Consider the following 13,525-nt stretch of genomic DNA (forward strand, 5'->3'; position numbering starts at 1 on the left):
ACTGAAGTGCCTGAATGGGTGTCACTTCAGCGAGCTGAATATCAATATAGATTTGTTTTACCACATGGTCAAATTAATATTTTCAGTCTGCATCTATATAAATCAAACAGTTACACCATTGATCAATTGAGTCCGCTTTTTTAATTCCAGTTTTTGCAGAATATCGGACACATGCCGCTTTACGGTGGACTCCTGAATGCCCATCTCGGCGGCTATTTCCTTGTTCATCAGTCCAGCCTTGAGATAGCTGAGAACGACCTTCTGCCTGGCGGTCAGGGATTCGAGACGGTTGTGGAGGGTTTCCCGTTGTGCCGGCACAGAGGGATACACGGTTGCCGTACCTGAACAGGCTGAACTCAGTGACAGGCTGTCCAGCAGGCTCTCGGCATAGGCTTCCTGCTCCAGCACATCAAGAATGCGCTGCTCAATCAGGCCCATGGGTTCCTGACAACTGATCGCCGCCTTGATATCGAAGCATTTTATTTTTGCATCCAGCGCCGGGCTCAACTCATCGCAGATCAGGATGATGCTGGTTCTGGTTTTATACAGGTAGGCGGTCAGGTTGGGGCTTTGGCCGACGGCCAGCAAATTGGCGTGCACAATGATCAGGTCAAAACCGTTGTGACTCTGTGCACTGCTGGCAAAGTCGTCATCGTCCGCTGCCTCAATGAATATCAGCGCATTGTCACGACTGCCCAGCACACGCTTAAGCCCTTCTCGGGCCAGGGCGTTCGGATCAGCCAGCATTATTTTCTTGAAACGCATCTGATCTCTCCTGCGGTCATGAGGAGCCAGCTCCCCTCGGGCGTGGGGGAGCTGGAACTGGCGGCATCACCAGAGGGAGCCACAGGGCGTGGCTCAGGACGGTGAGCGCCGTGAACTTAACTCGGGAAGGAGAAACTCACACCCTCACGCACACCACTGGACGGCCAGCGCTGGGTGATGGTTTTGCGCTTGGTGTAGAAGCGCACGGCGTCCGGGCCATAGGCGTGCAGGTCACCGAACAGGGAACGTTTCCAGCCACCAAAGCTGTGGTAGGACACCGGCACTGGCAGGGGTACGTTGATGCCGACCATGCCGACCTGGATGTGATCGGAGAAATATCGTGCTGCTTCGCCATCACGGGTGAAGATACAGGTACCGTTGCCATATTCATGGTCGTTGATCAGCTGCATCGCCTCTTCCATGGAATCAACGCGCATCACCTGCAGTACCGGGCCAAAAATTTCTTCCTGATAGCTCTGCATCTGTGGTTTGACGTTATCGATCAGAGTCGCACCCACGAAGAAGCCGTCTTCAAAACCAGCCACCTGAGGATTGCGACCATCGACGACGACAGTGGCGCCATCGGCTTCGGCACTGCTGATATAGCCGTTCACCTTGTCCTGATGGGCACGGGTAATGACCGGGCCAAAGTCGTTTTCACTGTTGCTGAAGGCACCGACTTTCAACGGGGCCATCGCCTCGGTCAGCTTGCCTACCAGCGCTTCAGCGGCTTCATCACCCACGGCAACCGCCACGGACAGCGCCATGCAACGCTCACCGGAAGAACCGAAGGCCGCCCCCAGCAGCTGGTTCACGGCGTTATCCATATCCGCATCCGGCATCACGATGGCGTGGTTCTTGGCACCACCCAGCGCCTGGCAGCGCTTGCCGTTGGCATTGGCGACGCCATAGATGTATTCGGCAATCGGTGTAGAGCCCACAAAGCTGACCGCTTTCACTCGCTCATCGGTCAACAAGGTATCCACTGCCTGCTTGTCGCCGTTGACCACGTTCAGCACACCCGCCGGCAGACCGGCTTCGTGCAGCAGCTCGGCAATGAACATGGCAGAGGTGGGGTCACGCTCGGACGGCTTGAGTACAAAGGTGTTACCGCAGGCGATCGCCATCGGGTACATCCACAGCGGCACCATGGCCGGGAAGTTGAACGGAGTAATACCGGCCACAACGCCCAGCGGCTGGAACTCGCTCCAGGAGTCGATACCCGGACCCACATTGCGGCTGTGCTCGCCTTTCAGCAGTTCCGGCGCGCCACAGGCGTATTCCACATTTTCGATACCGCGGGTCAGTTCGCCCAGCGCATCGTGATGAATCTTGCCGTGCTCTTCACCAATGAGTTCACAGATGCGATCGGCATTGTCATGCAGCAGCTGCTTGAAGCGGTACATGACCTGGGCACGCTTGGCCGGGGGCGTGTTACGCCAGGTCGGGAATGCTGCCTGAGCTGAGGCAATGGCTTCTTCCACGGTGGCGACGCTGGCCAGCGCGACCTGTTTTTCGGCAGCACCGGTGGACGGGTTGAACACATCCTGAGTGCGCTCAGCGTCGGTGCGCATGGCACCGTTAATCAGATGACCGATCGTTTTCATACTTACCTCTAATTCTTATTAAGCAATGCAAATGGGAAATCTGTGTGCGGTCAGTCCAGTTCCAGGATCGACTCGCCAATGGCATTCACGACATTGTCGATCTCTTCACGCTCGACAATGAACGGCAGACCGAGCTGGATGGTGTCGCCGCCGTAACGAACGTAGAACCCTTTCTCCCAGCACTTCATGGCGATCTGATACGGGCGTAGCGCAGGCTCACCCGGAGCGGATTCAATGGTGAGGCCACCGGCCAGGCCATAGTTGCGGATGTCGCTGATGTAGCGCGTACCCTTCAGACCGTGGAAGGCCTCTTCGAAGATTGTGCTCATCTCGCGAACACGCGGGATCAGCTTGTCGTTTTCCAGTACATCCAGCGATGCCAGCGATGCGGCACAGGCCACCGGGTGACCGGAATAGGTGTAGCCGTGCGGAATTTCCATCATGTACTCGGGGCCACCGTTGTCCATGAAGGTCTGGTAGATCTCGTTCTTCACAATCACCGCGCCCATGGGCACTGCACCGTTGGTGAGCTGCTTGGCCACGTTGATCATGTCCGGCACCACGCCGAATTCTTCCGCGCCGGTCCAGGAACCCATGCGGCCAAAGCCGGTGATCACTTCATCAAAGATCAACAGAATGTTGTGCTGGGTACAGATCTCTCGCAGGCGCTTGAGATACCCCTTGGGCGGCGGAATCACACCGGCGGAACCGGCCATGGGCTCAACGATGACGGCAGCGATATTGGACGCATCGTGCAGGGCAATCAGTTCCAGCAGTTCGTCGGCCTTCTCCACGCCATTTTCCGGCATGCCCTGGCTGAACGCATTCTCTTTCAGCAGTGTGTGTGGCAAATGATCCGCATCCACACCCTGACCATAGAGTGCACGGTTGGCACCGATGCCGCCCAGGCTGAAGCCACCAAAGTTGACCCCGTGATAGCCCTTGCTGCGGCCGATCAATTTGGTTTTGGTAGGCATCCCCTTCTTGCGCCAATAGGCACGGGCGATCTTCAGAGAAGTATCAGCACTCTCGGAGCCGGACCCGGTAAAGAACACATGGTCCAGGCCATCCGGCGTCACCGAGGTAATGCGGTTGGCCAGTTCGAAGGCTTTGGGATGGCCATACTGGAACGCCGGGGCGTAATCCAGCTGACGCAGTTGCTGCGCCACCGCCTCGGCAATTTCGGGACGGCAATGACCGGCGCCACAGGTCCAGAGACCGGACAGACCATCAAACACCTTGCGGCCAGTACTGTCGGTCAGGTAGCTGCCCTGAGCTTCGACAAACATCCGCGGGTCGTCCTTGAACTGGCGATTGGCGGTGTAGGGCATCCAGTAAGCTTCCAGCTGGTCCCGGCTGAGACCAGCTGATTTACGCGCATCCAGATCAAACATATTCATTCCCTCATCAGGCTATGCAGAAAAGGCTTGTAGCACTCTTCACATCCAGACAAGCCTTCTGGACACCCATAATCCAGCCCTCACAAGGGTGAATAAATTCCAAAGATCTTACTTTCAGTCAACCAAATACTTACCAAAAGGTAAAAACAAGTTTATGGTTTACCCCACACATGGCCCCGATCAACTTGAGAGGTGTATATGTCAAAAACAAAAATAATGGGAAACATTGCGGGTGCCGATATCCGCATGTTGCGGATCTTTAAAGCGGTGGTGACCTGTGGCGGGTTTTCTGCGGCGGAGTCGGAATTGAATATCAGCCGGGCGGCGATCAGTATCGCCATATCGGATCTGGAACAGCGCTTATCCCTCAAACTCTGCAGCCGGGGCCGCAGCGGTTTTTCACTGACCGAAGAAGGTGAGCAGGTGTATATGGCGACCTTGCAGTTGCTGTCGTCACATCAGGAGTTTCAACGTCAGATCAACAGTATTCACGCCGAGCTCAAGGGCGATCTGGATATCGGTATTACCGACTGCCTGGTCACCCTGCCGAGAATGTTTATCACCGATTCACTGAAGGTTTTGAAATCACGCGGGCCGGAGATCAATATCAACATCGAGATGATACCGGCCATCGATGTCATCAAGGCAGTCCTCGATGGCCGAATACAAACCGGCGTTGCACCGGTCCTCACCAAGAACCCCAACCTCAACTACATCCATCTCTACGACGAACAATCCAATCTCTACTGCAGCCATGAACACCCCTTCTTCGACTACCCGGACCAGGATCTGACACCCGAGCAGGTGCACCGCTGCGACATGGTATTCCCCTCCTACCAGCAGTCCCCCGAGGTGCGCAGCCACTTTCAGCCGTTCAACAAAAGCGCTCAGGCATCGGACCGTGAGGGAATCGCTTTTCTGATTCTGACCGGCTGTTACATCGGCTACTTGCCCACCCACTTCGCGCAGAAATGGGTCGACCAGGGGATGATGCGCGCACTGCTTCCGAAGGAATTTAATTTTGTCACGCCCTACGCCGCCGTCACCCGCAAGGATCTGGCGCCAAACCTGATACTGACCAACTTTCTCGATGCCCTGCAGTCACAAATGGCGCCCACATGAACACTTGCCAACGCATGCGGGAAAACCCCTAAAAAATCAAAGTAAATCTTTTTATTTCAATTATTTAAATAAAGATAAGGGGCTGAATTCAGGCTATAAAATATTTTTTACCAATTGGGAAAGAAAACTTGCCAACATAAAAATCAGGGTTTATGTTGACCGCACGGTAAAACTTTCATAAACCATTAACGGCACTCTTCACGACACGAAAGGCTCCACCCGGAACCTTGTAAAAATAAGAATAAGAGGACGTAAAATGAAGAACGAAAACCCCGAGGTTTCATCTGCAGTCAGAGTAGGTGAATTCTACGAACTCAATACCGGTAGTGATGTTGCCAGCAGTAATCACTACAACGATGATATTGCCCCCACCAGTGTAAAAGAGCGCACCTGGAGTGTCTGGAACGTCGCCGCCCTTTGGGTCGGTATGGCGATCTGTGTGCCAACTTATACTCTGGGGGGCGTGCTCACGGCCTATTTTGGTTTATCCGTAACCGAAGCCCTGCTTGCCATCCTCGTTGCCAATATCATCGTCCTGATTCCCCTTACCCTGAACGCCTTTCCCGGCACCAAATTCGGTATCCCCTTCCCGGTTTTATTGCGTTCATCGTTCGGCATGCTCGGCTCGAATATTCCCTGCATGATCCGTGCGCTGGTGGCCTGTGGCTGGTTCGGCATTCAAACCATGTTTGGTGGCCTGGCAATTCACATCCTCCTGTCCAATCTGGTACCAGGCTGGGAATCACTGGGCGGAACCGGTGAAGTGATCGGCTTTTTTGCCTTCCTGGTATTGAACCTCTACATCGTGATCAAGGGCGCCGAGTCCATCAAGATCATGGAAACCCTTGCAGCGCCGCTGCTGCTGGCGGTGGGTATCGGTCTGATGATGTGGGCCAGCCCGAAGATCTCCTACGAAGCACTGCTGGCTGCCCCGGCCAGCCGCCCTGAAGGTGCTTCCTTCTGGGGATATTTCTTTGCCGGTGTCACCGCCATGGTGGGCTTCTGGGCCACACTGTCGTTGAACATTCCCGACTTCAGCCGGTATGTGCGTTCACAGAAGGACCAGATTGCCGGCCAGATCATCGGCCTGCCGCTGACCATGTTCTTCTTTGCGGCCCTGGGTGTGGTACTGACTGCGGCCTCCACCACACTGGTGGGTGAAACCATCTCTGATCCGGTCTCCCTGATCGGCAAGATCGACAGCCCCTTCTGGGTCGTGATCGCGATGATCCTGATTATTATCGCCACACTCTCCACCAACACCGCTGCCAACATCGTCTCCCCCACCAACGATTTCCAGAACCTGGCACCGAAAAAAATCAATCAGACCCGCGGCGTACTGCTGACCGGCCTGATCGGCATTCTGCTGATGGGGTGGGAGTTGCTGAAGAAACTGGGTGTGATTGAGTCCGATGTCAGTGTTGAGGCCATGTACAGCGGCTGGCTGCTGGGCTACTCGTCTCTGCTTGGCCCTATCGCGGGGATCATGATCGTGGATTACTTCCTGATCAAGCGCCAGCGACTGAGCCTGCCGGACCTCTACCTGACCGAGGGCGCCTATCGCGGCTTTAACATGAATGGCCTGATCGCCTTCGCGCTGCCCGTCGCTTTCACCCTGTATTCGCTGCTGACCGGCCAGCTGAACTGGTTCTATCAGTACGGCTGGTTCACCGGTTCCATCAGCGGTGGCCTGATCTACTGGTTGATCGCCCGCAGCAGTACCGTACCGGTCACTCAGCTGGTACCGCAGAACGATTGATCCCGGTGGCCCCGCGCCATGCGGGGCTGCCCTTTGATGTTCGCAAAATTCGTTCACGCAGAGTCCGCTCTGCACCCAATGACTTGATTGAGGAGTCGTGCCTATGTCTATTGTTATCCGTAACGGCACTATCGTGAATGCTGACCAGACGTTCAGTGCTGATGTCTATTGTGAAGAAGGCAAGATCCTGGCCATCGGCAACGATCTTGATGTGCCCTCCAGCGCGAAGGAGATTGATGCATCAGGCCAGTATGTCATGCCCGGCGGCATCGACCCTCACACCCACATGCAGCTGCCCTTCATGGGCACTGTTGCCAGCGATGATTTCTTTACCGGTACGGCCGCAGGCCTGGCCGGTGGTAACACTTCCATTATCGACTTTGTGATTCCGGCCCCCCAGGAACCGCTGATGGACGCCTATCACAAGTGGCGCGACTGGGCTGGCAAGGCCGCCGCAGATTACAGCTTCCATGTGGCCATCACCTGGTGGGACGAATCCGTCCATGCCGACATGGAAACCCTGGTGAAACACCACGGTGTGAATAGTTTCAAACACTTCATGGCCTACAAGAACGCCATCATGGCCGATGATGAAACCCTGGTAAAAAGCTTCCGCCGCTGCATGGAGCTGGGTGCCATTCCCACCGTGCATGCCGAGAATGGTGAGCTGGTATTCCAGCTGCAGCAGGAGATGCTGAACAAGGGCATTACCGGCCCGGAAGCACATCCGCTGTCACGTCCTCCTGTGGTGGAAGGCGAAGCGGCCAACCGCGCCATCCAGATTGCCCAGGTGATGGATGTACCGATCTACCTGGTGCATGTTTCCTGCAAGGAATCTCTGGATGCCATCACCCGCGCCCGTAATGAAGGTCAGCGCGTGTATGGCGAATGTCTGGCCGGTCACCTGGTGATCGACGAAAGCGTCTACCGTAACGAAGACTTCGAGTTTGCCGCTGCGCACGTGATGAGCCCACCGTTCCGTTCCAAAGAACACCAGTCGGCGCTGTGGAAAGGCCTTCAGGGTGGCAACCTGCACACCACCGCCACCGACCACTGCGCCTTCTGCGCCGAGCAGAAAGCGGCCGGCAAGGATGACTTCACCAAGATTCCCAACGGCACCGCCGGGGTGGAAGACCGCATGGCCGTCATGTGGGACTCGGGGGTCAACACCGGCAAGCTGACCATGAACGAGTTTGTTGCCGTCACCTCCACCAACACGGCCAAGATCTTCAATATCTACCCGCAGAAAGGATCGGTTTCCATCGGTGCCGATGCGGATCTGGTGGTCTGGGATCCGGAAGGCACACGCACTATTTCCGCCAAGACCCACCACCAGAACGTGGACTTCAACATTTTTGAAGGCCGCACGGTGAAAGGCATTCCGTCCCACACCATCAGCCGCGGCAAGGTTGTCTGGGCCGACGGACAGCTCAATGTTGAACCCGGTGCCGGTCGCTACATCAACCGCCCGGCGTTCAACCCGGTGTTCGATGCACTGAACAAACAGGCTGAACTGAATGCCCCCAAACCGGTGAAACGCAATTAAAATCCCTCTCCAGCGTTTAATTCACAAAGGGGCCTGAGGCCCCTTTCTTGTTTGAGGCCCCTTTTCATGTACATGATCGGTGTATTCATTGTTTTTCTGGCCGGTGCCATGCTGCCCTTGCAGGCCGGTATCAATTCCCACCTTGCCCGTTTCAGCGGCAGTGCACTCTGGGCCTCGGCCATCTCGTTTGTCATCGGCTGCCTGGTACTGATCGCCTTAAACCTGTCCATGCGCACCGCGCTTCCCAATGTCATGCAACTCAAGGAAGCGCCGCTCTGGGCTTGGGTGGGCGGTTTTCTGGGAGCCTTCTTCGTCACTTCCATGGCCGTATTCGCGCCCAAACTTGGCGCCTCCACCCTGATTGCCCTGGTCATTGCCGGGCAGCTGATTACTGCCGTGGTGCTGGATCACTTTGGTCTGGCCGGGTATGAAGCTTCGGAAACCAGCCTGACACGCATCGCCGGGCTTGGCCTGGTGGCCGTGGGCGCATTTCTGACGCACCGGTTTTAAGCTCTCGATTTAAGGGAAAGGCGCTGCCTGCCGCCTTTCCCGTGCACCAGCAGAGTACATCCTGCCCCAACAATGCTCACACTTTAGCCAACACCTCTGTCATATTTTTCCACTCTACCCGCTCAAGTACTCTGACTTGCCATAAAAATCAGCAAGTTACGGATATTTAAAATTATTTTTCCAAAAGGTAAAAATATGGCATATCCCCTGCAATAGAAGGTGTATCTGTTTTCTACTGCATCAGAGGATGGCATATGGAACACCAACAAAAAGAAGCATCATCCATGGTAAAGGTGGGCGAGTTTTATGAACTCAACGCCGGTACCGACCTCGAGAACAGCCTGCACTACAACGACGACATTGCTCCCACTCAGGTGAAGGAACGCACCTGGAGCCTGTGGAATGTGGCCGCCCTTTGGGTGGGAATGGCGATCTGTGTGCCGTCTTACACGCTGGGCGGTGTTTTGACCGCATACTTCGGTTTATCCGTACCTGAAGCCCTGTTCGCCATTTTGCTGGCCAACATTATTGTGCTGGTACCGCTCACATTGAACGCCTTCCCAGGTACCAAATTCGGTATCCCCTTTCCCGTGGTACTGCGCTCCTCGTTTGGCATGCTGGGGTCCAATATCCCCTGCCTGATTCGTGCCCTGGTCGCGTGCGGCTGGTTTGGTATCCAGACCCTGTTTGGCGGCCTGGCCATTCATGTGGTGCTTTCCAACCTGATCCCCGGATGGGAGTCACTGGGCGGAACCGGTGAGGTGATCGGATTCTTTGCCTTTCTGGTACTGAACCTGTACATCGTCATCAAGGGTGCCGAATCGATCAAACTGATGGAAACGCTGGCCGCACCGCTGCTGCTGGCAGTGGGTATCGGCCTGATGATGTGGGCCAGCCCCCAGGTGTCGTATGAAGCGCTGCTTTCAACACCTGCCAACCGCCCGGAAGACGCATCCTTCTGGGGCTATTTCTTTGCCGGTGTCACCGCCATGGTCGGTTTCTGGGCTACGCTGTCACTGAATATTCCCGACTTCAGTCGCTATGTGCGCTCACAGAAAGACCAGATCATCGGCCAGACCCTGGGCCTGCCGCTGACCATGTTCTTCTTCGCCGCGCTGGGCGTCGTAATGACCGCCGCCTCCCCGGCACTGGTGGGCGAAACCATTTCCGACCCAGTGACCCTGATCAGCAAGATCGACAGCCCGGTCTGGGTGGTGATCGCCATGATCGTGATTATCATCGCAACCCTCTCCACCAACACCGCAGCCAACATTGTGTCGCCGACCAATGATTTCCAGAATATCGCACCGAAGAAGATCAACCAGACCCGTGGCGTCCTGCTGACCGGTCTGATCGGTATTCTGCTGATGAGCTGGGAATTGCTGAAGAAACTGGGCTGGATCGAATCGGATGTAAGCGTGGAGGCGATGTACAGCGGCTGGCTGCTGGGCTATTCATCCCTGCTCGGCCCCATTGCCGGCATCATGATTGTGGATTACTTCGTGGTACGCCGTCAGAACTACGAGCTGGCCGAGTTGTATAAAACCCACGGTGCCTACAGCGGCTTTAACCGCCACGGCCTGACCGCCTTCTTTGTACCTGTGGCGCTGACCCTGTTCACGCTGATCACCGGCGAGCTGGGCTGGTTCTATCAGTATGGCTGGTTTACCGGCTCCTTCCTCGGTGGCCTGGTGTACTGGCTGAGCACCCGCACCGTGCCGTTCTCGGTGGCGATCAATCAGCAGGCGGTAGAGACCAAGTAACCCATAATTCCTTCAGAAATGCTCGCCGCTAATCACTTAGCGGCGAGCATTTTCCTTTCTGCCATCAAGCTGCTTCATGCAACGCAGCCGTCAGATCCATAATCGCCTGTTTGCCATCACCGAACAGCATCACGGCGTTATCCCGTGCAAACAGAGGGTTGGGCAATCCGGCAAAGCCGGGGCTGAGACTACGTTTGACCACCACCACATTGCGCGCCTGGTCCACATTCAGAATCGGCATACCGTAGATGGGGCTGCCCTTGTCTTCACGGGCCATGGGGTTGGTAACATCGTTGGCGCCTATCACAATGGCCACATCGGTTTTGCTGAAGTTGGGGTTGGACTGCTCCATGGTTTTCATGGCGTCGTACTCCACTTCCGCCTCGGCCAGCAGCACGTTCATATGCCCCGGCATACGCCCGGCAACCGGATGAATGGCAAACTCGACGGTGGTACCTCGGCTTTGTAGCGTATCGGCCAACTCCCGCACCGCATGCTGCGCCTGGGCCATGGCCATACCGAATCCGGGCACGATCACCACACGCTCGGCACCGTCCAGCAACATGCTGACTTCGTCCGGTGAGGATGAAGTGACCTTGCCCTCATACACTTCGTCGGCATCCACGCTGTTGCCATCGGCTTCAGCCATTTTGCCGAACAGCACATTGGCCAGCGACCGGTTCATGGCAACGCACATGATCTGGGTAAGGATGATGCCCGACGCCCCCACCAGCGCACCGGAGACGATCAGTACAGTGTTACCCATGATGAAGCCTGCGGCGGCGGCCGCAATACCGGAATAGGAGTTCAGCAGTGCAATCACCACCGGCATATCCGCCCCGCCAATTGGCATCACCAGAGTCACTCCAAGAACCAATGCAACGGCTACCAGCACCGCAAAGCCACCCGCTCCTGCCTGACCGGTCACCAGCATCCAGGCCGTTGCCAGTGCCACCAGCAACAACCCCAGGTTGATGAACTTCATGCCGCTGAAGCCAATGGGCTGACCGGGCAGAATTTCCTGCAGCTTGGCAAAAGCCACGGCGCTGCCGGAGAAAGTTACCGTGCCGATCAATACCGCCAGCATGGCCGCGCCATTCGCCAGCATCAGCGTTGGCCCCGAAAGGTCGCCGCCCAGCGCCAGCACACTGAAGTAGCTGGCCGCCGCTACACCCAGAGATGCGCCACCGCCCAAGCCATTCAGAATCGCGACCATCTGCGGCATGGCCGTCATCTGCACCCGTTTGGCCATCACCGCGCCGATCAGCGCCCCCAGCGCCAGTCCCGCCGCGACCAGGGTGTAGTTAATCACCTGACGGTCCAGCAGGGTGACGACGATAGCCACCAGCATGCCCAGTGCCGCCAGACGGTTGCCTCTCAACGCCGTTTTGGGGCGAGTCAGACCCTTGATGCCCAGCACAAACAGCAGTGCGGCCAACAGATAGAACAGGTTAATCACCATCGCATTCATCTTCAGCCCCTCCGCTTGAACATGCCCAGCATGCGCTGAGTCACCATAAAGCCACCCACCACATTGATGGTGGCGAAGACAATGGCGATAAAGCCCAGCGCCTGCACCAGCACACCGGACTCACTGCCTGAGCCTGCGGCCAGAATGGCGCCCACAATGGTGATTCCCGAGATGGCGTTACTGCCCGACATCAGCGGGGTGTGAAGTGTGGGCGGTACCTTGGTGATCAGCTCCACACCAAGAAACACCGCCAGCGCGAACAGCGACAGCAGGATAATGAACGTTTCCATCAGGCCACCTCCTCCATCGCCGGCTCTTCACACAGCGGCGCCAGTCCGGCCAGGTTGCGAATGCGCTCATGAATAATTTCACCGCCCTGGGTGACCACCGCCTGCTGGATGATTTCGTCATCAAAATCCAGCGTGTAACCACCGTCGTCATCCAGAATCAGGTTAAGGAAGTTTTCCAGATTGTTGCCAAACATCTGACTGGCATGGTGGGCCAGACTGGAGGCGATATTGTCCGGTCCGATGATGGTGATGCCGTTCTCGGTGACCACCTCACCGTGCCGGGTCAGCTCACAGTTACCGCCGCGTTCGGAAGCCAGGTCCACAATGATGGCGCCGGGCTTCATCGCCTGCACCATTTCGGCGGTAATCAACACCGGGGAGCGTGCACCCGGCACCGCGGCCGTGGTGATGACGATATCCTGCTCGGCCAGTACCTGGGTCATCTGCTCCCGCTGGCGACGCAGGAAGTCGTCGCTTTGTTCCTGCGCATACCCCCCCTGCCCTTCGGTGGCTTCAGCCTCCAGATCCAGCTCGACAGGTTTGGCGCCCACCGACAGGATCTGCTCCCGTGCAGCCGGGCGCACATCGTAGGCTTCCACCACCGCGCCCAGACGTTTGGCGGTAGCCGCCGCCTGTAGACCGGCAACACCCGCGCCCATGATGAAGACCCGTGCCGGGCTGAGGTTGCCGGCGGCGGTCATCATCATCGGATAGATACGTTGGGAAGACGTGGCGGCCATCAGCACCGCCTTGTAGCCGGCCAGAGTCGCCATTGAGGAGAGCACATCCATGCTCTGGGCGCGGCTGATACGCGGGATCAACTCCATCGCCACAGCATTGACGCCCTTATCGGCCAGGGCAAAGAACTTGCCGGCATCGGTTAGCGGGTCCAGCATACCGATCAGCAACTGACCGGCGCGCAGTTCAGAGGCACAGCCCGAAACGCCCTGACCGCCGAGGTTTACGCTCAGCACAATGTCGGCCTCTGCATAAATCGCGGCGGCATTTGATACCACCTCGGCACCGGCATCACGATAGGCCTGATCATCAAAACCGGCCACACGCCCGGCCCCTGATTCAATCAGGAATCTGAGGCCTTTGCCGCTCAAGCGCTGGATATTGTCCGGTATCAGCGCAACACGAGACTCATTAAGTGCTACTTCCTTGGGAATACCAATCTTCATGATAACTCTCCACGAGCCGCCCCTTTTTTCAGACAACAGAACGCCGTGCACGTGAGATACGCGCAAAAACAGGCCTGTCGGAAGAAGTTCGTCGGAAGCGGGCTCGGT

General features: G+C 56.7%; 11 protein-coding genes. 5 read left to right on the top strand and 6 right to left on the bottom strand.

What is annotated here, in order from left to right:
- Window positions 1–102: 102 nt before the first annotated feature.
- From O3C79_RS16485 to aptA, 3 genes are all read right to left on the bottom strand, one after another.
- Entirely contained in the window at window positions 103–765 is a 663-nt protein-coding gene (locus O3C79_RS16485) for a helix-turn-helix domain-containing protein (protein ID WP_494383982.1), read from the bottom strand.
- A 116-nt stretch (window positions 766–881) separates the two neighbouring features.
- Window positions 882–2,372: a CoA-acylating methylmalonate-semialdehyde dehydrogenase gene (locus O3C79_RS16490; protein WP_494383983.1), complete on the bottom strand. Its 1,491-nt coding sequence runs from the start codon at window positions 2,370–2,372 to the stop codon at window positions 882–884.
- Between the two features lie 50 nt (window positions 2,373–2,422).
- Entirely contained in the window at window positions 2,423–3,766 is a 1,344-nt protein-coding gene (gene aptA / locus O3C79_RS16495; protein ID WP_494383984.1) for an omega-aminotransferase AptA, read from the bottom strand.
- A gap of 204 nt (window positions 3,767–3,970) precedes the next feature.
- On the opposite strand from aptA, the gene O3C79_RS16500 reads away from it, so the two are divergent.
- From O3C79_RS16500 to O3C79_RS16520, 5 genes are all read left to right on the top strand, one after another.
- Window positions 3,971–4,894 carry a LysR family transcriptional regulator gene (locus O3C79_RS16500; protein WP_494383985.1) on the top strand — a complete coding sequence of 308 codons (924 nt, stop codon included), beginning with the start codon at window positions 3,971–3,973 and terminating at the stop codon, window positions 4,892–4,894.
- Window positions 4,895–5,150: 256 nt separating this feature from the next.
- Window positions 5,151–6,653 (top strand): NCS1 family nucleobase:cation symporter-1, encoded by a 1,503-nt coding sequence (locus O3C79_RS16505; protein ID WP_494383986.1) that lies wholly within the window; start codon window positions 5,151–5,153, stop codon window positions 6,651–6,653.
- A 103-nt stretch (window positions 6,654–6,756) separates the two neighbouring features.
- Complete coding sequence (gene hydA / locus O3C79_RS16510; protein ID WP_494383987.1) at window positions 6,757–8,199, top strand: dihydropyrimidinase; 1,443 nt, start codon at window positions 6,757–6,759, stop codon at window positions 8,197–8,199.
- A 66-nt stretch (window positions 8,200–8,265) separates the two neighbouring features.
- The gene (locus O3C79_RS16515) at window positions 8,266–8,709 is read left to right on the top strand and encodes a DMT family transporter (RefSeq protein ID WP_494383988.1); all 444 of its coding nucleotides are present in this window, start codon (window positions 8,266–8,268) and stop codon (window positions 8,707–8,709) included.
- Window positions 8,710–8,963: 254 nt separating this feature from the next.
- A complete protein-coding gene (locus O3C79_RS16520; protein ID WP_494383989.1) occupies window positions 8,964–10,472 on the top strand; it encodes an NCS1 family nucleobase:cation symporter-1 in 1,509 nt (502 codons plus the stop codon).
- A gap of 64 nt (window positions 10,473–10,536) precedes the next feature.
- Here the strand turns inward: O3C79_RS16520 and O3C79_RS16525 are convergent, their stop codons facing one another.
- Genes O3C79_RS16525 through O3C79_RS16535 form a run of 3 tightly spaced genes read right to left on the bottom strand, consistent with a single transcriptional unit; the run spans window position 10,537 to window position 13,417 of the window.
- Window positions 10,537–11,943: an NAD(P)(+) transhydrogenase (Re/Si-specific) subunit beta gene (locus O3C79_RS16525; RefSeq protein ID WP_494383990.1), complete on the bottom strand. Its 1,407-nt coding sequence runs from the start codon at window positions 11,941–11,943 to the stop codon at window positions 10,537–10,539.
- Between the two features lie 2 nt (window positions 11,944–11,945).
- On the bottom strand, window positions 11,946–12,233 hold the full coding sequence (locus O3C79_RS16530; RefSeq protein WP_076460659.1) for an NAD(P) transhydrogenase subunit alpha part 2: 288 nt from the start codon (window positions 12,231–12,233) through the stop codon (window positions 11,946–11,948).
- Window positions 12,233–13,417 (bottom strand): Re/Si-specific NAD(P)(+) transhydrogenase subunit alpha, encoded by a 1,185-nt coding sequence (locus O3C79_RS16535; protein ID WP_494383991.1) that lies wholly within the window; start codon window positions 13,415–13,417, stop codon window positions 12,233–12,235. Before O3C79_RS16535 ends, O3C79_RS16530 begins: the two co-directional genes overlap by 1 nt.
- Window positions 13,418–13,525: the final 108 nt, after the last annotated feature.

This window comes from Marinobacterium sp. NO-S09, from assembly GCF_059179545.1.